We start from the raw sequence: 23439 nt of genomic DNA, 5'->3' as shown, positions 1-23439 counted from the left end.
ATTAATATTTCAAAAACGAAACAGGGGCTTAATGTCCCTGTTTCGTTTTAAATCAAAAATATTCTCCAACACTATCTATTTACCTTTAAAAATTTCTCCTGAATAATTTGCTGAACCGGCTTATTATTGATCTTACTTTCCAACCACGAAATAATGTCCAGATACAAGAAAGGGCGTTTTTCATATGGGTGATTTTCATATGGCACCAACCTATCGTGCAAACGTTTAAACTCACGCTTTATATCTGTTGCATAAATATTTCCTAGATTCTTCAAAAAGTTGATAATTTCTACTTGAACCTTGTGTAAATCATCCATTTTTACCAAAAACCGATATACAGATTTAATTTGATATTCAAGATTTGAGTCATTACCTGCTTCATAATTGGCAATCAAATTTAAAATGCGGGCAAAGCATTGAATATCCGACCGCACATCGGTGTCACGCGTACTGATTATTTTATTCAAATAAGCAATCGCGTTTTTATTGTCACCACTACCAAAATACAAGCAAGCAATCTTATAATAATAAACTAAGACATGATGCTCATCAATCCGTTCACTGTGATGTGATAAAAAGGATTTCAATTCAGGAATCAGTGCAAGCCCCTTGGTAAAGCTACCCTCCATAAAATGAAGATTCACCTTATGAGTTAAAATACATGACTGAACCAACATCTTTGCATTATCATCAAAAAAGTCATTTTCATCTTCAACTTCGCTTTGCAGGGTTGTAAGTACCTCCCAAAACTTTGAATAGTAGCGCAGGTAGAATAATGATTCAAGCAGATAATTATAAGCCTTAATGTAAAAGCTGATCATGCTTTGCTTCATTTGAGGATTTTCATTAAAGAGATCAACCCAACGTTGAGCATAACGATAACACGAGACAAAATCCTGAATTATAGAATAATACCAAACATAAGATTGATACAAGTACATTTTCTCAGAAAACCCCAGCTTATCCGCATCATATTTAGGCAGGTTGAGCTCAAAAAAGGTTTGAACATAGGCAACATCCTTGCTATTACGGGCATAGCCCACCTTTAAATACAATCCGTAAAGTTGCAAGGCAAGGTTAGAGAATTCATTAGCAGTTTGAATACTGGTATTTAATCCAATTGCCTCATTGGTCAAAATATCTGCCCTATTAGAAATACTTCTTGTGATGTATTGAGATTCGATCATCTTCTCGAATTCAACAATTTCAAGAGCTATGGTATTCTGCATCAACTGCAAGGCTACCTGCTTAGCCTTATCTAAAATTTTTAAGCTTTGACGATATAAGCCTTTATTATAAAGAATTTTAGCAAAATCAACCTGTTCCCGCAATTGTAAATCGGGGTAGTGTTGCACATTCATTAATCGCAAACTGATAAGAATCTGCTTATACAAATGGGCTTTCATGTTTGAAAGTTGAACTTTCTTAACGGGTGCCTTTTTCAGTATTCGTTCCTCATCATAATCATCTATTCCGTCAATTGCATCAAATAATGCGAGAAACTTAGCATCTTGATTGCCTTGTAAACGGGTAGCGAACAGTTTAAAGTTCCGCTTTTCTGATTTCGACATCGACTTTATCAATTCAAACACAGGCTCATTCTTTCCATTAGCCATTGTATATAGACCTCCTTTAAATATCTGATTTAATGATAGTTATCAAAAATATACCAAAATTGAAAATAGTACAAAATACTCAATAATGGTTTCCAAAAGCTAATCTTAGTGAATACTTTAGAAATTCCAAACACAAATCTAACAATGTCAACAAGAAAGATTCAGATATTCGATACAACCCTACGTGATGGGGAGCAAGTGCCGGGTTGCAAATTAAATACACCCGAGAAGGTAGAGATTGCACGTAACCTGGAGAAACTGGGGGTTGACGTAATCGAGGCAGGTTTCCCAATTTCTAGCCCTGGGGACTTTAAATCAGTAGTGGAAATATCAAAAGCTGTAACCGAACCAATTGTGTGCGGTTTATCTCGTGCAGTACAAAAAGACATTGAAACAGCTGCTGAGGCATTAAAATATGCTAAACGCCCTCGGATTCATACCGGAATAGGAACTTCGGATTCTCATATTCTGCACAAATTTAATTCAACCCGTGAAGAAATTATTGAACGTGCCGTTGCTGCTGTAAAATATGCCAAACGCTTTGTTGAAGATGTGGAATTTTATGCTGAAGATGCCGGCCGTACTGATAATGAATACTTAGCACGAGTTTGTGAGGCTGTAGTTGCGGCAGGAGCAACTGTCCTTAATATTCCTGACACAACAGGCTATTGTTTGCCACATGAATACGGTGCAAAAATCAAATACTTAAAAGAAAACGTAAAAGGGATAGACAAAGCCATTTTATCAACACACTGCCATAATGATTTAGGATTAGCGACTGCTAACTCAATTGAAGGAGTAATAAATGGAGCAGGACAGATTGAGTGTACTATTAACGGCATAGGTGAACGAGCAGGAAACACTTCTTTAGAAGAAGTAGTAATGATTATGCGTCAGCATCCGTACCTAAACCTGATTACCGGAGTTGAGTCCAAAATGCTTTATCCAATCAGCCAACTTGTTTCTGAAAAAATGCAGATGTTTGTGCAGCCAAACAAAGCCATTGTCGGCTCAAATGCATTTGCGCATTCTTCGGGTATTCACCAAGATGGCGTCATTAAAAATCGTGAAACATACGAAATTATGGACCCGGCTGATGTTGGTGTCGATCAGTCTTTAATTGTTCTTACAGCTCGCAGCGGTCGTGCAGCATTGGCTTATCGTGCGCACAAAATTGGCTACTTGCTTACCAAAGATGCTTTGGACGAAGTATATACTCAATTCTTAATAGTAGCCGATCGTAAGAAAGAAGTTTACGACAATGACATTCATGAATTGATGAAAGACGTGAAGATTGAGCTTTCGGCTTAATTACTTAACTAATAACGACTGTAAACAAGAGTAATGAATAATTCATTGCTTACTTAACTATATTGAAAAGATGGGTAAGACCTTATTTGACAAAGTTTGGGATGCACACGTTGTAACAACTACCGAAGGCGGTATCGATGTGTTGTATATCGACAAGCATTTAATACACGAAGTAACCAGTCCTCAGGCATTTGCAGAACTGGAACAACGGGGTATTTCTTTATTCCGCTCTAAAAAAATGGTGGCAACCGCCGATCATAACGTTCCAACTATCGACCAGCATTTACCAATTAAAGATGATCTATCACGCTTTCAGGTTAACAAACTAACCGAAAACTGTAACAAGTTTGGGGTTGAATTGTATGGACTTGGTCATAAATATCAAGGCATCGTGCATGTAATTGGTCCGGAATTAGGTATTACACAGCCAGGCATGACCATTGTTTGCGGTGATAGCCATACCTCAACTCATGGTGCTTTTGGTTCCATTGCATTTGGTATAGGCACAAGTCAGGTTGCTATGGTAATGGCTAGTCAGTGCTTATTGCAGCAAAAACCTAAAAAAATGCGCATCAATGTGAACGGCAAATTAGCCAAAGGCGTTCTTCCCAAAGATGTTGTATTATATATCATTGCAAAACTAAGTGCTAATGGAGGAACCGGGTATTTTGTAGAATTTGCCGGTAATATTTTCCGAGAAATGAGCATGGAAGGCAGAATGACAGTATGTAACATGAGTATTGAAATGGGAGCCCGTGGAGGAATGATTGCCCCTGACGATATAACCATAGACTATGTTCGTGGACGTGAGTTTGCCCCTCAAGGCGAAGCTTTTGAAAAAGCATCTGCATATTGGAAATCATTGACAACAGATGCCGATGCTGTTTTTGATGCAGAATACTCATATATTGCTGAAGACATTGAACCAATGATTACCTATGGTACCAATCCGGGTATGGGAATTAAGGTTACAGATACCGTTCCAACAGAAGATACATTCTCTGGTAAAGAAAGTTTTAATAAAGCATTAAGCTATATGGGGCTTGAAGCCGGCGAAAACATGATTGGCAAACAAGTTAATTATGTTTTTATTGGAAGCTGCACCAATTCTCGAATTGAAGACTTACGAATCGCGGCTCAAGTAGTAAAAGGTCATAAGAAAGCTGAAAATGTTCATGCCTTTATCGTTCCCGGCTCTAAGCAAGTAGAAGCACAGGCGATAGCAGAAGGATTGGACAAGATTTTTGAAGAAGCAGGATTCCAGTTACGCGAACCAGGCTGCTCAGCTTGTTTGGCCATGAATGACGATAAAATTCCAGCTGGCGAATATTGCGTTTCTACTTCAAATAGAAACTTTGAAGGCCGTCAAGGTCCTGGAGCCCGTACTTTCTTAGCCAGTCCTTTGGTTGCGGCTGTTGCTGCTCTGGAAGGCAAGATTGCTGATGTAAAACCGTATTTGAATTAATCAGGATGTGATTTAATCACGTACCTCAAATCAGAAATGATGAAAGCATTTAAAGAATTAACCTCAACGGCAGTTCCAATGCCGATTGAAAACATAGATACAGATCAGATCATTCCGGCTCGTTTCTTAAAAGCGACAAGTCGCGAAGGGTTTGGAGATAATTTATTCCGCGATTGGCGTTACAACAGTGAGGGCCAGCCAAAGGCTGATTTCGTTTTGAATGACGCTCGTTATAGTGGTAAAATTTTAGTAGCAGGCAGAAATTTTGGTTGTGGTTCTAGCCGTGAACATGCAGCATGGTCAATTCATGACTACGGCTTTAAAGTAGTAGTATCAAGTTTCTTTGCAGATATCTTTAAAGGCAATGCGTTAAACAATTTCTTACTGCCGGTTCAGGTTACTGAAGAGTTTTTACAAGAAATTTTAGCTGCTATAATTGCCGATCCAGCAACCGAACTAAAAATAGATCTGAAAACCCAATCCATTGAATTGGTAAACACAGGCAAATCAGAGAATTTCGTAATAGACGGATACAAAAAAATGTGCCTCCTTAACGGTTTTGACGATATTGATTACTTGCTTTCTCTTAAAGACAGGATTGAAGCCTTCGAGCACCAAGCTGTTAAATTTTAAACAAGCATCATCATAAGGTTAATTGATAGGCCGGGGAGAAGCCCCGGCCGCCCTTAGGGGTAACCTTTTAGATATATAAGAAGAAATACTCTTCATACATATAACTTTAATTCAATTACATAGTCCCCAACAGGGGATTTTTAAGTTTATGAACAAGAAAATAGCTGTACTTTCCGGCGACGGGATTGGACCAGAGGTTGTAGCACAAGCCATTAAGGTGTTAGATGCCATCGCAAAAAAATTCAATCACACATTTGAATATTCTGAAGCGCTTGCAGGTGCCATTGCAATAGATAAAACAGGCAATCCGATGCCTGATGAAACACTAAAAATCTGTTTAGATTCTGATGCAATTTTGTTTGGAGCCATTGGCGATCCGAAATACGACAATGACCCGAACGCAAAAGTTCGTCCGGAGCAAGGTTTATTAAAGATTCGTAAAGAAATGGGGTTATTCTGTAATATTCGCCCGGTAACTACTTACGATTCATTAATTAGTAAATCACCTTTAAAAGAAGACCGTATTAAAGGAGCAGATCTGGTTGTGTACCGTGAATTAACCGGTGGAATTTACTTTGGAGATAAAGGTCGCAAAGGCGATGGGTCAATTGCTTATGATAACTGCGAGTACTCAGTTGAAGAAATTGAGCGCATTGCCAAATTAGCATTTGAAGCAGCCCAAGCTCGTCGTAAGAAACTAACATTAGTTGATAAAGCTAATGTTTTAGAGACTTCTAGATTATGGAGAGATGTGGTAAAGAAAATGGCTCCACAATACGCTGATGTTGAAGTGGATTTTTTATTTGTTGATAATGCAGCAATGCAAATGATTGTATACCCAACACAATTTGATGTTATTTTAACTGAGAACATGTTTGGGGACATTATTTCAGATGAGGCGAGTGTTATAACGGGTTCACTTGGCTTATTGGCATCGGCATCAATTGGAGCCCAAACCGCCATGTTTGAACCTTGTCATGGCTCTTACCCACAAGCAGCAGGCAAGAACATTGCTAATCCGGCTGCAACCATTTTATCGGCTGCAATGATGTTGGATTATTTTAAACTTTTTGAAGAAGCTAATTTGATTCGGGAGGCGGTACAGTACTCAATCGATAAAGGTTTGTCAACTGTTGATGTTAACCCGGAAAATCCGCAAAGCACCTCTTCTGTTGGAAATATTATTTCTGCTTATATTTCTGAAGCAACTGTTACTGCATAAAATTTTTCAATTTTAGTAGTTTAATCCTGCCATTCAACCGTGGCAGGATTTTTTTTTGATAACCTTTCATTTCTCTGTAACGAAACTTTAGTTTGATATACTTACTGGTAGTCAAACTTAAATCAGTTTATAAAATGAAAACATCACGATCTGCCATTTCGCCTGCAGGCTTCCTTCTATTAATTCTAGGTGTAACCTGTTTTGATCAACATACAGTTATGAAATACACTTTTCTTATTCTGTCGATTATTCTCATAATAGGGCGGATATTTCTTACATTAAGAACAAAAAAAACAATCGAATTGTTAACTGTTCATAATCCACCAATTGGATAATTAAGTATGCTACAAGGAATATAATTCATATAAAATAAGAAGCGCAAGAGTTGAACTTTTGCGCTTCTTATTTTATTAAATATTTCTTGTTATCTTCTTCCTTTTTTCTTGACTGGAAACTTCATCTTATAATCCGTTTTAATGTTTCCTTTAGAAATAGCATCCAAACGGCCTCTCAACATAGCTTTTTTTAACGGATTCAGATAATCGGTAAATAATTTACCCTCAATGTGATCGTATTCATGCTGAATTACACGTGCTGCAATTCCCGAATAGTCTTCAATATGCTCATCCCAATTCTCATCATAATACTTAATCTTGATATTTGCCGGGCGCATCACGTCTTCCCTAATATCCGGAATGCTTAAACATCCCTCTGTAAAAGCCCATTTTTCACCAGTCTGTTCAAGCATTTCTGCATTAATAAACACCCGTTTAAACCCTTTTAGCTCTTTTGATTCTGCTTCACTTACCTCATCATCGTCATCATCTCCAAATGGTTTTGCATCAATAACAAATAAACGGATTGAAAGACCAATCTGAGGAGCAGCAATACCCACACCACTGGCATTATACATGGTTTCAAACATATTGTTAATTAAACCTGATAAATCAGGGTAATCCTTATCAATAGGTTGTGCTTTTTTTAATAATACAGGATCGCCATAGGCGGTAATTGGTAATATCATCTATTTAGTACTTATAAGTCGTGTTGAATTTGGTTGTGTGTGTAGAAATTCAACAAACCGCAAAAGTACAAAAAACCGTCGTGATTTTTTTCCGTGCTTTTAGAACCCAAACGATCGCTTTTCCATATACGATTGCAGGATAATGACCGCACTTACAGTATCTATTAATTCTTTTTTTTGCCTGACGTTTTTCTTCAAGCCACTTTGGGCAATACTTTGACTGGCCATTTTGGAGGTAAACCGTTCATCCATTCGCTCAATCGGAATCTGCGGAAATTGTTTTTTTAAAAGATTAATGAACGCTTCAACGTGTCGAGCTGATTCTGAGGGTGAGCTATCCATTTGCTTCGGCTCTCCGACAATGAAAGTTTCTATTTGTTCGGTCAGCAAGTAATTCTTCAAAAATTCAACCACATCTTTTGGGTGAATTGTTGTTAATGCAGTAGAAATAATTTGCAAAGGATCCGTTACCGCAATACCCAAACGCTTGGTACCAAAATCAAAAGCCATCAATCGTGCCATAAGCCAAAATTTAATGCAAAGGTGTAAATTGTAGCGCATAATTAAGAGTGTTTGCATTAATTAGTATTGCATTAAAATATTTTAGAACTTTACAGCATGCTGTTTAAAGACATTGAAGGCAATAAAGAGGTTAAAGAACAATTAATTAGATCGGTAAAGGAAAACCGGATTAGCCATGCACAATTATTTTTGGGTCCTGAAGGCTCAGGCGCTATGTCCTTGGCTATTGCTTATGCGCAATATATTGCCTGCGAAAATAAGCTTGATGATGATTCCTGCGGGCAATGTTCCTCTTGCCGTAAATACCAAAAGTTCATTCACCCAGATCTGCATTTCTCATACCCGTTTATTGCCAGTAAAACGAACAAGGTTGAAACCAGCATTGATGTAATTGAGGAATGGCGCAAGGCTTTATCAGCCGACAATTACCTTTCTTTGAATGCTTGGTTAAAATACCTTGAAGTCGAAAACAAGCAACCTAACATTCCTATTGCCGAATGCCATGCTATCATTCAAAAGTTAAGTTTAAAGCCTTTTGAGTCAGAATTTAAGGTACTAATTATGTGGTTGCCTGAGTTCTTGGGTAATGAGGGAAACTCATTACTGAAAATTATTGAAGAGCCTGCACATAAAACCCTGTTCTTATTAGTAGCCGAAAACCGTGACAAGATGCTGAATACTATTCTTTCGCGAACACAACTTATTAAAATCAATAAGCTAAGCAATAAGGACATTCAACAGCACTTTATAGATAACCACCAGAGCGACTCGGCACAAGCGAATCGTATTGCTTATTTATCAAATGGCAACATGGCTACAGCCTACTCGATTTTCAATGAGGAAGAAAACAAGGAAACCGGCAGTTTCGCCGATTGGATGCGCTTATGTTATACTGGCAACGGAACCGGAATTGTAAAATGGGTAGAAGATTTTGCCAAAATTGGGCGCGAACGTCAAAAAAACTTCATCCGCTATGGATTGAACATTATTCGTGATTGTTTGTTATATGGAGACGGGGCCAAGGAAATGATTTATTTAGAGGGTGAGGAGCTCGACTTCGTTAGCAAGTTCTCAGCGTTGGTAGGCATTCAAAAAGGCGAAAAGTTGATAAAATGCTTTGAAGAAGCAATCTATCATGTTGAAAGAAATGCTAACCCTAAAATTTTATTTTTAGATGTATCTTTGCAAATTAATCGTTATTTGCGAAGTTAAATTTTTAGATTTTCATAATCTGTTTGGGTATAAATTTCCCAAACAGATTATTCATTATATAAATTATGGGATGTAGTACCTGTTCAACCGGAGGATGCACACCGGCCGGATGCAAAAGCAATGGTTCGTGCTTAACCGATGGAGGATGTAGTAAGCTTGATGTTTACGATTGGCTGGCCGACATGGACCTGCCATCACACTATAAACCATTTAACATTGTTGAAGTAAAATTTAAAGGCTCACGTAAAGATTTTTACTTGAATCCTAGTAACTTTTACCTCGAAATGGGAGAAATGGTAGCCGTTGAAGGTAATCAGGGAGGATATGACCTGGGACATGTTTCCCTTACTGGAGAACTGGTTCGTATGCAGATGAAAAAGAAAGGGGTAAAAGACAGCGCCGAATTCAAAAAAATCATCCGTAAAGCTAACCAATCTGATATTGATAAGTGGAAATTAGCCAAAGGTCTTGAGTATGAAACTATGCACAAGGCTCGTACCTTGGCCCTTGAACTCGGCCTTAAAATGAAGCTAAGTGATGTTGATTATCAAGGCGATAAAACCAAAGCCACTTTTTACTATACGGCTGATGACCGTGTGGACTTCCGTGAGTTAATTAAGCGTATGGCCGAGGCCTTTAAAATTCGCATTGAAATGCGTCAAATAGGTATGCGCCAAGAAGCTAGTCGCCTAGGAGGAATCGGCTCCTGCGGTCGTGAACTATGCTGCTCAACCTGGCTTACAGATTTTCGTACTGTTTCAACAGCTGCAGCCCGCTATCAGAATCTTTCCCTTAACACGCTTAAACTGGCAGGTCAATGTGGTAAGCTAAAATGTTGCTTAAACTATGAACTTGATACTTACATTGACGCCCTTAAAGATATTCCGGAAAATGTAACTGGCTTACAAACCGAGAGAGGATTTGCCCGATTACAAAAAACCGACATTTTTAAACGTATCATGTGGTTTAGCTATGAGGGTGTAACTGACTGGATTCCATTGGAAGTTGGTAAGGTAAAAGAAATTTTAGCCTCAAACGCCAAAGGCCAAAAGTCTGTTGACCTTAAAGCAGTTGAATATACCACTACAACAACAGGAGTAAAAGATGTTGCATTTGACTTTGAAAATGTTGTTGGGCAAGATTCATTAACTCGTCTCGACGAGAAAAATAAGAAAAAGAAGAAAAAGAAAAAATCAAAAGGTGATTCAAACGCTCCTCGTCAGGAGGCTCGTGAGCAACAACCAGTTCAGGAACGTCAACAGCAAGGAGGTGGAAAGCCGCAACAACAAAGTCGTCAGCAGCAGTCCAACAATCCACAACAACGCAGCTCAAAACAAGGAGAAGGACCTAATCGTCCACAACAAGGAGGGGGTAATAAAAACCAACAGCGCCGTCCTAACCAACAACGGAATAATCAAAAACCAACTAACAACAATAATTCAACCAAGCAATAAATGTTTCGTTCAAAACTATTGTTTAGCAGCCTTTTGGCTATTATATTAAGTTCACTGTTATACTCCTGCACTGATAGTGCTGTTTATAATAACACTCTAACCATAGATCCTAAAGGCTGGTTTTCAAATGACAAAGCCGTATATGATGTTAAACTTGATCAGACGGGCAAGTATTCACTTTATTTGAACCTAAGGCATACAGATGATTATAAATATTCGAATATTTTTTTCAGGCTGTATGTAAAAAACCCTGATGGGAAGATGCAAACCACCCGTATTGTTGAGGTTAAATTAGCTGAGAATGACGGTAAATGGCTGGGTTCAGGTACAGGGAAACTACTAGCGAAAAAAATATTTATAACCAACGGGATTGACTTCTCTAAACCTGGTCAATATCGGATTGAATTGGAGCAATTCATGCGTGATGATCCGTTAAAAGAGATATCTGATGTGGGCATTCAATTATTCAAAAATTAAACACCCAACCACATCCGGTTAACAATCTCTTTGAAATTGTGTTTTGAAGAAAGGGTTCCAACAAGGCTGTGATTGTTGACCAATCTTGATTCAACAAATGCCTCTGCAACATACTCAGGTGAATAACGAGTCAATAATGATGCTTGTAATAGCTTCGCCATGTGCTCAACTAATGTTCTACTTTCAGCTTCATTATTTTCCAATAGTGAAGCTGAACTTTTTTTAACAAAGTCCCTAATAAATTTATCTAACAGAGGATTTATTCCTAAAGCCAACTCCAACTCTGAAATAACACTTTTCAATGAATTGGATTGAGTTTGCATTGCACGAATAACATCGAGGCAAATAACATTGCCTGAACCTTCCCAAACTGCATTCAAAGGAGCCTCTCTGTAAAGACGAGGCAAGATAGATTCTTCAATAAAGCCAGCTCCACCTAAACATTCCAAGGCTTCATATACCATTGCTGGTGTTCGTTTACAAATCCAGAATTTCGCGATAGGTGTAACAATACGTTTAAAGACCTCTTCCTGCTCTGATTTATTTTCATTATCAAATGCTAAGGCCAATCGCATAGCTAATTGAGTGGCTGCTTCGGTTTCGAGACATAAATCGGCTAATACATTGAGCATAATAGGCTGATTAATCAACTTTTTGCCAAACGCCGAGCGATTTTGACAATGGTGTATTGCCTGAACTGTAGCCTGATGCAGTAACCCCGTTGAGCCTATAGCACAATCTAAGCGAGTATGATTTACCATTTCAATTATAGTGGCCACCCCACGACCTTCCTCGCCTAATAAAACCGCGTAAGCATCAGTAAACTCAATTTCTCCTGAAGCATTGGATCTGTTGCCCAGCTTGTCTTTCAAGCGTTGTATAGAGTAATTGTTAAGCTGACCATCAGGAGTATATCGAGGCATAAAAAAACACGACAAACCTTTAGGAGCCTGAGCCAGCACCAGAAATGCATCCACCATTGGAGCTGAACAAAACCACTTATGCCCAGTCAAAAGAAAGTCCGTATCATTTATTGATTTAGCCCATGAAGTATTAGCCCTTACATCCGAACCACCTTGTTTTTCAGTCATGGCCATCCCACACAAAACACCATTTTTTTTATCAAATGGCAAATATCGGGCATCATACTCATTGCTCAATAGTTTACCCAACCAATCTTTTAAAGCTTTCGGAGCCTGTTTATTCAGCACAGGATAAATAGAGAAAGTCATTGAAATAGGACATAGATGACCAAACTCAACCTCCGAAGCCATCATCATAAGTGCAGCCCTAACACTATGACAATATGGCTGTTGGTCAACCCAAGGCAGGTTATGCAAGCGATTAGCCATTGCCAAATGCATAAGTTCATGCCAAGAGGGATGAAAATCAACCTCATTAATTCGGAAACCAAATCGATTAAAAGCTTTTAGAGCAGGAGTGAATTGGTTTGCCAGAAAGCCCCATTGTATTACTTTCGAACTTCCCATTTGTGCACCGAATTTAGTTAGTTGAAGATGAGCCCAGGACGCATTAAACTGCTCAACACAACCCTTCAGAATTGGGTTGGTTAAATAGAGATTATAATCTTCCAATGGAGGAGGCTGGTTAAACACATCATGGGTTTTATAACCCTCTATCATTTTCCTTTCAATATTCACTTTCTTATGATTTAAAATCCTTCCAGAATCATTCCTAATCTATTAATATTAAGCAGATTATCAAAGTAAATTAGAATAACAGAAGCACACATAACATTAACTATCATTCTTGTTTTTTTAATAATAGTTAGGATAATCAATCCGAAAACAATTACTTTAGGACCATAAACTATTAAACCATCTATTTAAAATGCTAAGCTTAAAATCTCTTTCCCAAAAAGGTTCAGTGTTGGGCGTTTTGGCAATCAGTACTTGTTTGCTATGTTCATCTTTTACTACTAATGTTATTAATAGTAATGCCCTAATTGTTGTCAACCATACTGAATCGCAACAACAGAGCGACGATGATGTATACCTTTATGTAGAAAACCCGCCAAGATTTCCAGGAGGCAACACTGCATTGGTGAACTTCATCAACAGAAACCTTCAATATCCACAGCGAGCATTGGAAAAAAACACTCAAGGAAGAGTTTCTGTATCATTTGTAGTTAGAAAAGACGGAACTCTAACTGATATTAGAGTCATAAAAAAACTAAAAGACGGTTTATCTGAAGAAGCTGTCCGAATAATTAAAGCGATGCCTAGATGGACACCTGCTGTACATTATGGTAAAAGAGTGAATGCTAAATACACACTTCCAATTGACTTTAAATTAAAAATGAGCTAAAAAAGCAACGGCAGTTTACAAAGTAGACTGCCGTTCTTTATTTTACCAAATCCAATCTGATTATTTAAGGCTTATTCAATTTGATTATAAGCTTTCTAATTCTTGTCTGAAATCGTATTGTAAGTCCTCATGCAACTTATCAATAGCTTTGTTTATATTTTTAAGCTGTTGCTGATATAAATTGAATAAAGCTGTACTTGATCCTATTTTAATCCCCGAATGTTTTAATGTCTTACAAAAATGTATTAACAACTCCGCCTCAGTTTGCTTATCGCCTGAATATTTAATATACTTTTTAGTTATTCTTAATGTTTTTCGAATTGATTTAAGCGACAGGTAAATGTTAGATTTGGTTATTCCGGCAAAGTACTCATCAATTTCCTGTTTAACTGATTCAATATATGCTGGTTCATTATCCGCTTCAAACAACAAATAGGTCAACAGCTCCTTATTTTCCTTTTTGTATTTGGCAATTCTCAAACAAATGGCAGTAAGCTGTACCGGCGATAATTCGACTAGTTCTTTTTTAAGTTCATTAAGCGAGGCTGCTTTCATTGACGAAAATTAATCAACTTTTTAATTATATATCGAACTTGATACCTTGAGCAAGCGGCAGGTCTGTCCCGTAATTAATCGTATTAGTTTGTCGACGCATATATACTTTCCATGCGTCAGAGCCTGATTCCCTTCCTCCACCGGTTTCCTTCTCACCTCCAAAAGCTCCTCCAATTTCTGCACCCGAAGTTCCAATATTCACGTTTGCAATGCCGCAATCTGAACCCGCATGCGACAGGAACTTTTCTGCTTCCCGCAAATTAGTTGTCATTATTGCAGATGAAAGTCCCTGAGGCACCCCATTCTGAAGCGCAAGGGCTTCATCAATGGTTTTATATTTCATCAAATAAAGTATTGGAGCAAAAGTTTCATGTTGCACTATTTCAAAGTGATTTGACGCCTCAAAAATCACAGGCTTTACATAGCACCCCGATTCGTAACCGTTTCCGCTCAAAACACCACCTTCTATCAACAAGGTTGCTCCTTCGGCTTTTGCTTTTTCAATGGCCTTAAGGTAGTTTTCTACGGCTAGCTTATCAATCAACGGACCAACATGGTTGTTTTCATTCAAAGGATTACCAATTCGTAACTGGGGGTAAGCACTAACCAATTTTGCCCTAAATGCCTCATAAACTGATTCATGAATAATCAGTCGGCGTGTTGAAGTACAACGTTGACCGGCAGTTCCAACAGCTCCAAATACCACACCGGGAAGAGCCATATTCAGATCGGCATGCTCTGAAATAATGATGGCGTTATTTCCACCAAGTTCTAATAAACTTCTCCCTAAACGTCTTCCTACTGCTTCCCCAACAGCTTTGCCCATACGAGTTGACCCTGTTGCCGATACTAATGGCACACGAGTATCATTGGCCATCAATGATCCAATTTCTCTGTCGCCAATAACGAGGCAGGAGACCCCTTCTTCAATGCCATTATCGTTTAAAATTTTAGCAATAATCTTTTGACAGGCTATAGCTGTCAAAGGTGTCTTTTCTGAGGGTTTCCATATACAAACATCTCCACAAACCAAAGCCAATGCCGCATTCCAAGCCCAAACCGCTACAGGGAAATTAAATGCAGAAATAATACCCACCACTCCCAACGGATGGTATTGCTCATACATGCGGTGACGAGCCCGCTCAGAATGCATAGTTAATCCGTATAACTGGCGTGAAAGGCCAACTGCAAAATCGCAGATATCTATCATTTCTTGCACTTCTCCCAAACCTTCCTGAAGACTTTTACCCATTTCATAAGAAACCAAAGATCCTAATGACTGCTTTTTCAACCTTAACTCTTCTCCAAACTGACGTACAATTTCTCCACGTTTAGGAGCCGGCAATAAACGCCAGCTCAGAAATGCTTTTTGAGCTGCTTTAATTACATAATCGTAGTTTTCAGCATTGGCAAATGAAACTTTAGCAATGGCTTTACCATCAACAGGAGAATAAATGGTTTTGGATTCAGCATCTGCATCCGCTCCCCAGGTTAAGCCTGTACTCCAGGCTAAATTATCTTGTTCGATATTCAGTTCTTGCAGAACTGAAGGGATATTTATAGTGTTCATAATTTGAATTGGTATAAGATAAAAATAGAAAAAGGAGTTGAATTGAAGAGCTTCAAAGACGTTTATTCATCAATAAAATAGAGCATTTCACTTATCTTTGCTGCATGAAAATTTTAATGGTGTGTTTGGGGAACATTTGCCGCTCTCCAATGGCAGAAGGCATTATGCGTGATTTAATTGAAAAGAACAGACTTAGCTGGCAGGTAGACTCATGCGGAACTGGTGACTGGCACGTTGGCGAAGCTCCCGATCGAAGGGCACAAAGAACCACCCAAAGTTTTGGAATCGATATTAGCGATTTACGTGCTCGTCAATTTTCGATTACTGACTTTGATTTATTTGACCGTATTTTCGTAATGGACCAGTCGAATTACAAAAATGTTCTTAGGATGGCTCGCAATAATAACGATAAAGAAAAGGTGGATTTATTACTAAATATCTCAATCCCAGGACAAAATTGCGAGGTCGCTGATCCATGGTATGATGAATCTCTTTTTATCCCTGTATTTAAGCAGATTGAAGATGCCTGTAATGAAATTATTAAAATACAAGTAGGCGCTAGAAATTAAAATATTTCATTTCCTGCTGAAATTTAAAATTAACCTAATTTTACCCATTAAAATAAGCATTCAACACTTATCATCCATAATATACAACGAATGAAACCAAGCATCCCAAAAGGAACCCGTGATTTTTCGCCTGTTGAGGTGGCCCGAAGAACATATATTTTCGATACTATTAAACGTGTTTTCCAAAAGTTCGGCTATCAGCCTATTGAAACACCGGTGATGGAAAACCTAAGTACCCTAACTGGCAAATATGGAGAAGAAGGGGATCAACTTATTTTCAAGGTGCTTAATTCCGGTGATTATTTGTCAAAAGTAGATTCAAATAAACTGGAAAACCGTAACTCAAAAGCCTTAACATTCGAAATCTCGGAAAAAGCATTACGTTATGATTTAACTGTGCCGTTTGCTCGATACGTAGTAATGCGTCAAAACGAAATTGCCATGCCATTTAAGCGCTACCAGGTTCAGCCTGTTTGGCGAGCAGACCGTCCTCAAAAAGGTCGTTATCGTGAATTTTACCAATGCGATGCCGATGTGGTTGGCTCTGAATCTTTATTGAATGAAGCCGAGTTTATCTGCATTTATGACGAAGCCCTGTCTTGCTTAGGCTTGAAAGATTTCACCATTAAAATCAACAATCGCAAAATTTTAAGCGGCATTGCTGAAATTATTGGAAAACCGGAATTAATTGTGGACATGACTGTTGCCATTGATAAGCTTGACAAGATTGGGTATGATGGTGTTACTAAAGAGTTAATGGAACGTGGATTTACAAGTCAGAATATTGAAGTATTAAATCCGTTTATTGAACTAAAAGGTTCAAATGAGGAAAAGCTTCAAGTGATGAAGCAAAGCTTGGCTACTTCAGAAATTGGGAAAAAGGGAATTGAGGAATTAGAGTCCATTTTCAATTACCTTTCTTCTTTTGAGTTAAAGAATGCCACAATTGAATTAGATATTACATTGGCCCGTGGTATAAATTATTATACCGGAGCTATTTTTGAAGTAAAATCAAATGAGGTGCAGATGGGCTCTATTGGTGGAGGAGGTCGTTACGATGACCTTACCGGCATGTTTGGACTTAAGGGTGTAACCGGAGTTGGTATTTCATTTGGTGCCGATCGTATTTACGATGTAATGCTAGATTTGAACTTGTTCCCTGAAAGTGCAATAACATCAACTAAAGTACTAATTACTAATTTTGATTCTGCTGCAGAAAAGTATGCACTACCCGTATTAGTAAAATTGAGAGCCAATGGAATTAATTCAGAATTATATCCAAGCTCAACTAAACTTCAAAAACAGATGAAATATGCCGATTCCAAACGAATTCCATTTGTAATTTTAATTGGAGAAGAAGAAATGCAGTCGGGAAAATTAACACTAAAAAACATGACCAGTGGCGAGCAAGAGAAACTGACCATTGACATGATAATAGAGAAATTAGCATAAATAAAAGCCTTGATAAATTAATATCAAGGCTTTTATTCTTGATCAAAATAACATCTAGCGGTTTAAAACCTTGACTTTACTGTTTACCAACTGGTTCATTTCAGGTGATAACCTGAACCAATAAACCGCTCCCATGTATATTGCTGTAATCAATCCTGATCGCACTGCTATGTCCACGATAAAATTAGGTAATGGTGGTAACAAATAATTTAAAGCTAAAACAACTAGCCCAATAAACAAGATTGCTACATTGTTAACACTAAACGGCTGCAGACCAAACTTTGCCCACACAAAAGCAAAACGGAATAAATTAAACAAGAAGGTTCCTAAGGCAGCTGCAATGGCGGCGCCAGTTAATCCATATTTCGGAATAAATACATAGTTTGCTCCAATAATAACCAGAATAAGCGCCACAAAAAAATAGGTATCAAATTTAAAATACTTTGAGGTGGCTAAAATTACCCCATTCACCCCCGTTGCCATATCTATCAAACTCCCTAACCCCACAAACAAAATAACGTATTTACCTGTTTTATAGGCCGGTGGCAAAATATGAAACACGTTATCAATATTGGCCCAAATACCTATAAACAGCAACAAACCTATTAAAAGTTGATTAATACAACTTTTACGGTAAAGGGATAAAACTCCGGCGTAATCTTCGTTTTTCCAATGCTCTGCAATAATGGTTCCTGCAATTCTGTACATTGAACGGGCAGGCATTGCAATTACCACTGCAAAATAAACAGTAATATCGTATACCCCGGTCTCCTTAGTCCCCAATAGATTAAAGATCATGAATTTATCGATATACTGAATAATCATAGTAGTGAAACCGCTCAAGATGGCAAATGCACTAATACTAGCCATGCCTGCAACCAGTTTTTTGTCCGGAAAAGAAAGGTCCGGAGTAAAATCCAACTTTTTCTCTTTTGCCAGCTTAAACGCTATGATGAAAGTTGGGAATGCATTGGCAAATAGCCACACATACAAAAATTGATCGAAACTTAAGGTAAATACTAACAGTAGAGCCATTGAAAGGCCTACAAAGAATTTTTGGTAAAACTCTCGTAATGCAGTACCCGTAACGGTATCATAAAGCGCTCTATTGTAGTTGTCAAGTACACTAAAAAACTGAAGAAAAAAAGCCAAAGCCCATAGTATTGGTCCATATTCCTTAAAGATCAATTGGTTTTTAGGGCTATTCGACCAGAAGAAATCCCCTCCAATACTAACAATTACCCAACAAAGTATAAAACCAATTAATGATACTATAACCGACAGAAATAAGAAACCATGATTGTTTTTCTTTGGATTCCGAAAGTAAGGAAAAAAACGTACCGAAGCCGACTGAAAGCCTAAACTCGACACTTGTACCAATATGGAAGAACATGCTAAAATTACTGCCAAAAGACCGTTTTCCTCTTCTGACAAACAGAATGGCCGTAAGAATATTGTAGTAACAAATCCTACGGCCACACCTAAATAGGAGTAAATAGTGCCCTTTATTAATTGTTTTTGAATTATTCCCATCAGGAAAATTTAAAAGGCAAGCTATTTATTATGATTTACGCTTTGTATAAACAAAGCTTGGAATTTCATTTACCGTGGTTTCTTTCTCAAACTCAAACCCCGAATGTTCAAAAGCCCGTACAGAAGCCATGTTTTCTTTGCGAATATAAGCCCTTACCAAATCACCCGGAAAAAGATTAAAGAAATAATCACAGGCATCCATGATCATTTGCTTAGCGAGCAGACGTCCTCTAAAATCTTTATCAATAGAGATACGAACAATGGTATCACTGTTATGACGTTCAAAACGGATTTGTCCGATAGCCATTCCAGTTTCATACTCAAACACAAGCATAATAGAGTTTTCGTCTTTTAATGCAGCATTAAACCAGTTAACATGGGTTTGGTAGTCAATCTTTTTTTGGCTGTATGAGTTTTTACGAGCCTGATCTTCGTTGGCCCATTTAAAATATAAATCAACGTCTGTAGACTTCGCGAGGCGGTGGACAATCATAAAGTAAATAAATATACTGCTACTATTGAATTTATTTTAATGCAAGCAACAGTTTTCGGTAATGAATTTGTACTTGAAATTAAACCGCTAATATAAAAAGGCTTATTGGATTTATGCTATTATATTCGTTCAAAAGCATCAATATAACTTTTTTCACTCCAATTTTTGACCTTAACTCCTCTGTATTTAGCGTATTTAGCAAGCACTTTATAACTAAAAAAGGCCTTTGCTAATGATGCGAAGAAGCTATGAACACCATATTCAGCCGTATTATTAGCATGCGTGTTCATTACTATACTTTTTCCCTGTTGATTATAAAAATGTTTATCTATCGTCACCAGGTTATTGTTTTCATCAAGGGCAATTTGTTCGTGCCATGAATGATCTGCTCCTAATAAAAAAACCTCTTTAAACTGCATATTTGTGGCGATGAAAATACATGCCCCTAAAATATTTTGGCATTGTGGCATTGCGAGATTTCGCTTAAAAAACTGAAACTTAACTTCATTAAGACCATCAAAAACCACATAGTTATAAAAGCTTATCTTAATATTAGGATTCTGCTTTACCAATTGCTGTAAAAATAAGTTTTTACTAGCTCTGGCCGGCAAAAACAATGTCATTTCCCAGCTTACATCATTAAGCAAGTGTTCATACGTTTTCTTTACAGCATCAATAGGGGTTGAAACGCCATTATAGCTTGCAAAATATGGATCCAGAAATACGTAATATTTTGGTTTAAGCTCAACAAAAAGCGGAGAAACAGCAAAACTATTTACAACAAATAGAGAAACTGAGGAGTCTACTAACTCTGCATGTCGTTTTTCAATAGATTGTTTTAATGATGGGCCATTACCCAAAATATAACACTTTGGGGTTGTTGCCTCAGGTAATTTTAATCCGAATTTTGAACGAACTAAGACCTTTAGCACCGAAACTATGGTTTGTAAGGCTGCACTTACTTTATCACTTATGAAGGTTACACTATTTTCAATCATTACAGCATTATTTCTTCTTTCCCCATATCACAATATATGGTGAGAAAATACGGCTTTCAAAATTTAGCAACTTTGTAATCATTTTTCCGGCTAACCAAACGGTTCTGAACAACATCTTTACTGCCATATTTTGTTGCTGACGGTTTTCAAGCCAAATGGAAAACTTACCATAATAACCACAATGTTCAACTTCAAAACCTAAGTCCTCAAAAATTCGCGTCAGAAGCATTGGGTCCATCGAAGAAATATTGTGTTTGTCGTAATTTTCTCTATCAAATTTACGCTGAAACCATCCGTTAACCCCCGTAAAATTTGGCAATGTTAGCAGCAAAATGCCATCATTGCTTAAAAAATCAACATGGCGACGAACCACATCTTTCGTATTTTGAAAATGCTCTATCAGGCCACATGAAAAAACAAGGTCATATTTTTCTCTTTCGCTTTCGTCAAATAAATCACCCTGAATAAAACGAATACTATCTTTAGGAACATTATTAAATACTTCGAGCTCGTTTATAATTTTTGGATGAATAAAAAAATCTAATAGAGTAGCTTGTTTATTCAAGTACTTTGTTAAAAAAAGGGAAAAATAGCCAGGAAACCCTCCCAATTCAATGGAATTTTTAATTGAATGTTTAGCAATAATTTTTCTGAAAACATCAAAAAAAACATAATGTGGCCCAATTTCGTGCAAAATATCTGTCTTAGAGTCCCAATAGTTTGCCCAAAATTGCTGATCGGTTAAATTGTTTTCAATAGCTTGCGTTTCCATTTTTAACACACGAAATTACGTATTTGAATATGTACTTTTGACAGATTAGTAAATTGTTTTACAAAGGTGTAAGAATACTGATAATTTAAGAATAGCGGATTAATTTTTTAATGAAAATACTGCAAATAAACAGTTATGATGGTAATGGAGGCGCTGCCCGGGCAGCCGCACGACTAAACGAGGCTCTAAAACTGCATAATATAGAAAGCAATCTTATTGTAAATTATAAATACGGCAGTCATCCCGAAATCAAAACCTTTTCTGCCAACCCTATCACTAAACTTTATACCTTTTCCCTTATTGGGCTTGAACAGGTATTAACTAAACTTCGGCTGAAGAAAGAAAAAATTCCATTTTCTATCCCATTTATTGGAAAATCAATACAAAAACATACAGCTGTTAAAGAGGCTGATATTCTACACTTGCACTGGACCAACCAAGGTTTTTTAACAATTAAATCATTAGAAAAACTTTTGGCACTTGGAAAACCCGTTGTATGGACCTTTCATGATAGTTACGCATTTACCGGCGGTTGCCATGTGCGATATGATTGCGAAAACTATAAACTCCAATGTGGTAATTGCCCTGTTGTAAAAAATAGTACCTCCAATGATGTTTCGCATCAATTTTGGAAGAAAAAACACAACTTATACTCAAAGTACCGATTTCAGATAGTAACCCCAAGCAATTGGATGGGTAGCGCCGTTAGGAACAGCTCATTATTGAACAACTTTCCAATTTTAACTATCCCAAATGCTATCGACGCCAATTTGTTTAAACCATTAGACAAGGTAGAAGCACGTCTAAAACTTGGGCTATCAGCTGATAAATTTATAATGCTAAGCGGTTTTATGCCTTCAAAAGTTGATAAACATAAAGGTGTTTCCTATTTAATTGAAGCCTTGGACTTATTGGCTGATCGGCATGATTGCAAAAATGTTGAACTTGTTATTTTTGGCAATAAACCAGGTACGGAAACACCACAAATGAGTGTTAGCACTTCATATTTGGGCACCATTAACAATGATGAACTGTTAGCAACAGTATATGCCGCCGCTGATATTTTCCTAACAACTACCTTGGATGATAATTTACCCAATACAGTTATGGAAAGCTTGGCATGTGGCACCCCGGTAATTTCATTTTCAACTGGAGGGGTACCAGACATGGTAAAGCACGAAGAAACAGGTTATCTTGCAAAGTACAAATCATCAGAAGATTTTTGCACGGGTATACTTTGGGCAATTAATCATCCCAATAGGAAAGAGCTAAATGACCAAGCCCGACAGCTGGTGCTCGAAAGCTTCAGTATGGAAGCTGTCGGTAAGAAACATGCCGACTTATATAAATCACTTTTGCACTAAATCATCACACTAATCTCGACTTAAAATAACAATGCAGGGCGGATACCGACTACAACAAATAGCATCAAAAAAGGACCTTCAAAAACCAGTTTTAAGTATAATTACAATTGTTTATAACGGTGCTCCATTTATTGAGCGGACATTAAAAAGTGTTACAGAACAAACCTACGCTAACATTGAATACATTGTAATTGACGGGGCATCAAGGGACAATACACTTGACATAATAAAAAATTATCAAAACAATATTGCACTTTGGCAATCTGAGAAGGACAAGGGAATTTACGACGCGATGAATAAGGGATTGCAGTTGGCCACTGGCGACTTTGTACTTTTTATGAATGCAGGGGATTGTTTTTACCATCCGTCAACTGTTGAATCCATTTTTTATGAAAACTCACTTGCTGATATTTATTATGGAGATGCCTTAGTTGTTGATAATGAGAATAAAAGTCTTGGACCCCGCCGACTGAGACCGCCTGAAGTATTAACATGGAAAAGCTTCAGAATGGGAATGCTGGTTTGTCATCAATCTTTTATTGTTAAACGGTCAATTGCGCCGTTGTATAACCTTAACTATAAAATTGCCGCTGATATCGACTGGTGTATCAGTTGTATGAAAAATGCTCAGCAAATCAAAAACACTCATTTATTTATTTCGAGGTATTTGGCAGGAGGAGCATCATGGCAAAACCTAAAAAAAGCATTAGCTGAACGTTTTGAGATTATGCATAATCACTATGGATTATTAAGCACAATTGGGTCGCATATAATCATTGCACTACGAATAATTACACAGAAAATCCGTGGAACGAAATTCACTAACTAAGGCTTATAAAAACAGAAGCAGCAAGCGATTAACACTTGCT

The 23439-nt window shown here is 37.5% G+C and carries 23 protein-coding genes; 13 read left to right on the top strand and 10 right to left on the bottom strand.

What is annotated here, in order from left to right:
• Nucleotides 1–71: 71 nt before the first annotated feature.
• Nucleotides 72–1616, bottom strand: a complete 1545-nt coding sequence (locus tag L2B55_RS02630; protein WP_237848738.1) for a hypothetical protein — start codon at nt 1614–1616, stop codon at nt 72–74.
• Nucleotides 1617–1760: 144 nt separating this feature from the next.
• On the opposite strand from L2B55_RS02630, the gene L2B55_RS02625 reads away from it, so the two are divergent.
• The 5 genes from L2B55_RS02625 to L2B55_RS02605 all read left to right on the top strand — a co-directional run bounded on the left by L2B55_RS02625 (nt 1761) and on the right by L2B55_RS02605 (nt 6582).
• Entirely contained in the window at nt 1761–2927 is a 1167-nt protein-coding gene (locus L2B55_RS02625; RefSeq protein ID WP_237848737.1) for a 2-isopropylmalate synthase, read from the top strand.
• Nucleotides 2928–2997: 70 nt separating this feature from the next.
• The gene (leuC, locus tag L2B55_RS02620) at nt 2998–4392 is read left to right on the top strand and encodes a 3-isopropylmalate dehydratase large subunit (RefSeq protein ID WP_237848736.1); all 1395 of its coding nucleotides are present in this window, start codon (nt 2998–3000) and stop codon (nt 4390–4392) included.
• A gap of 39 nt (nt 4393–4431) precedes the next feature.
• The gene (gene leuD / locus L2B55_RS02615; RefSeq protein WP_237850319.1) at nt 4432–5025 is read left to right on the top strand and encodes a 3-isopropylmalate dehydratase small subunit; all 594 of its coding nucleotides are present in this window, start codon (nt 4432–4434) and stop codon (nt 5023–5025) included.
• 148 nt (nt 5026–5173) lie between these two features.
• Nucleotides 5174–6247, top strand: coding sequence for a 3-isopropylmalate dehydrogenase (gene leuB, locus L2B55_RS02610; protein WP_237848735.1), 1074 nt, complete (start codon nt 5174–5176; stop codon nt 6245–6247).
• 134 nt (nt 6248–6381) lie between these two features.
• Nucleotides 6382–6582 carry a hypothetical protein gene (locus L2B55_RS02605; protein WP_237848734.1) on the top strand — a complete coding sequence of 67 codons (201 nt, stop codon included), beginning with the start codon at nt 6382–6384 and terminating at the stop codon, nt 6580–6582.
• Between the two features lie 89 nt (nt 6583–6671).
• On the opposite strand, the gene def is transcribed toward L2B55_RS02605, so the two are convergent.
• Together def and ruvX are read right to left on the bottom strand one after the other, a co-directional pair.
• Entirely contained in the window at nt 6672–7271 is a 600-nt protein-coding gene (gene def / locus L2B55_RS02600) for a peptide deformylase (RefSeq protein ID WP_237848733.1), read from the bottom strand.
• A 99-nt stretch (nt 7272–7370) separates the two neighbouring features.
• Complete coding sequence (gene ruvX / locus L2B55_RS02595) at nt 7371–7793, bottom strand: Holliday junction resolvase RuvX (RefSeq protein ID WP_237850318.1); 423 nt, start codon at nt 7791–7793, stop codon at nt 7371–7373.
• A gap of 96 nt (nt 7794–7889) precedes the next feature.
• On the opposite strand from ruvX, the gene L2B55_RS02590 reads away from it, so the two are divergent.
• From L2B55_RS02590 to L2B55_RS02580, 3 genes are all read left to right on the top strand, one after another.
• Nucleotides 7890–9005 (top strand): DNA polymerase III subunit, encoded by a 1116-nt coding sequence (locus L2B55_RS02590; protein WP_237848732.1) that lies wholly within the window; start codon nt 7890–7892, stop codon nt 9003–9005.
• 65 nt (nt 9006–9070) lie between these two features.
• Complete coding sequence (locus tag L2B55_RS02585) at nt 9071–10459, top strand: PSP1 domain-containing protein (protein ID WP_237848731.1); 1389 nt, start codon at nt 9071–9073, stop codon at nt 10457–10459.
• Nucleotides 10460–10936 carry a gliding motility lipoprotein GldH gene (locus L2B55_RS02580; protein ID WP_237848730.1) on the top strand — a complete coding sequence of 159 codons (477 nt, stop codon included), beginning with the start codon at nt 10460–10462 and terminating at the stop codon, nt 10934–10936.
• Here L2B55_RS02580 and L2B55_RS02575 read toward each other — a convergent pair.
• On the bottom strand, nt 10933–12597 hold the full coding sequence (locus L2B55_RS02575; protein WP_237848729.1) for an isovaleryl-CoA dehydrogenase: 1665 nt from the start codon (nt 12595–12597) through the stop codon (nt 10933–10935). The genes L2B55_RS02580 and L2B55_RS02575 overlap by 4 nt on opposite strands.
• A gap of 190 nt (nt 12598–12787) precedes the next feature.
• On the opposite strand from L2B55_RS02575, the gene L2B55_RS02570 reads away from it, so the two are divergent.
• Nucleotides 12788–13264: an energy transducer TonB gene (locus L2B55_RS02570; RefSeq protein WP_237848728.1), complete on the top strand. Its 477-nt coding sequence runs from the start codon at nt 12788–12790 to the stop codon at nt 13262–13264.
• An 84-nt stretch (nt 13265–13348) separates the two neighbouring features.
• Here L2B55_RS02570 and L2B55_RS02565 read toward each other — a convergent pair whose 3' ends face one another.
• On the bottom strand, nt 13349–13819 hold the full coding sequence (locus L2B55_RS02565) for a hypothetical protein (RefSeq protein ID WP_237848727.1): 471 nt from the start codon (nt 13817–13819) through the stop codon (nt 13349–13351).
• Nucleotides 13820–13844: 25 nt separating this feature from the next.
• The gene (amaB, locus tag L2B55_RS02560; protein WP_237848726.1) at nt 13845–15389 is read right to left on the bottom strand and encodes an L-piperidine-6-carboxylate dehydrogenase; all 1545 of its coding nucleotides are present in this window, start codon (nt 15387–15389) and stop codon (nt 13845–13847) included.
• Between the two features lie 104 nt (nt 15390–15493).
• Here amaB and L2B55_RS02555 point away from each other — a divergent pair, with 104 nt between their 5' ends.
• Both L2B55_RS02555 and hisS read left to right on the top strand, forming a co-directional pair.
• Nucleotides 15494–15958: a low molecular weight protein-tyrosine-phosphatase gene (locus tag L2B55_RS02555; RefSeq protein WP_237848725.1), complete on the top strand. Its 465-nt coding sequence runs from the start codon at nt 15494–15496 to the stop codon at nt 15956–15958.
• Nucleotides 15959–16039: 81 nt separating this feature from the next.
• Nucleotides 16040–17410: a histidine--tRNA ligase gene (gene hisS, locus L2B55_RS02550; protein WP_237850317.1), complete on the top strand. Its 1371-nt coding sequence runs from the start codon at nt 16040–16042 to the stop codon at nt 17408–17410.
• 54 nt (nt 17411–17464) lie between these two features.
• On the opposite strand, the gene L2B55_RS02545 is transcribed toward hisS, so the two are convergent.
• The 4 genes from L2B55_RS02545 to L2B55_RS02530 form a co-directional block, all read right to left on the bottom strand.
• The gene (locus L2B55_RS02545) at nt 17465–18943 is read right to left on the bottom strand and encodes a lipopolysaccharide biosynthesis protein (protein WP_237848724.1); all 1479 of its coding nucleotides are present in this window, start codon (nt 18941–18943) and stop codon (nt 17465–17467) included.
• A gap of 28 nt (nt 18944–18971) precedes the next feature.
• Complete coding sequence (locus L2B55_RS02540; protein WP_237848723.1) at nt 18972–19436, bottom strand: GNAT family N-acetyltransferase; 465 nt, start codon at nt 19434–19436, stop codon at nt 18972–18974.
• 119 nt (nt 19437–19555) lie between these two features.
• Nucleotides 19556–20434 carry a motility associated factor glycosyltransferase family protein gene (locus tag L2B55_RS02535; protein WP_237848722.1) on the bottom strand — a complete coding sequence of 293 codons (879 nt, stop codon included), beginning with the start codon at nt 20432–20434 and terminating at the stop codon, nt 19556–19558.
• Nucleotides 20435–20441: 7 nt separating this feature from the next.
• A complete protein-coding gene (locus L2B55_RS02530) occupies nt 20442–21206 on the bottom strand; it encodes a class I SAM-dependent methyltransferase (protein WP_237848721.1) in 765 nt (254 codons plus the stop codon).
• Nucleotides 21207–21316: 110 nt separating this feature from the next.
• Here L2B55_RS02530 and L2B55_RS02525 point away from each other — a divergent pair, with 110 nt between their 5' ends.
• Both L2B55_RS02525 and L2B55_RS02520 read left to right on the top strand, forming a co-directional pair.
• Nucleotides 21317–22570: a glycosyltransferase gene (locus L2B55_RS02525; RefSeq protein WP_237848720.1), complete on the top strand. Its 1254-nt coding sequence runs from the start codon at nt 21317–21319 to the stop codon at nt 22568–22570.
• Between the two features lie 31 nt (nt 22571–22601).
• Nucleotides 22602–23399 carry a glycosyltransferase family 2 protein gene (locus L2B55_RS02520; protein WP_237848719.1) on the top strand — a complete coding sequence of 266 codons (798 nt, stop codon included), beginning with the start codon at nt 22602–22604 and terminating at the stop codon, nt 23397–23399.
• The last annotated feature ends 40 nt before the right edge of the window (nt 23400–23439 follow it).

It is taken from the genome of Solitalea lacus (assembly GCF_022014595.1).
Taxonomy (GTDB): Bacteria; Bacteroidota; Bacteroidia; order Sphingobacteriales; family Sphingobacteriaceae; genus Solitalea; species Solitalea lacus.
This window is presented reverse-complemented; position numbering and strand designations above follow the sequence as displayed.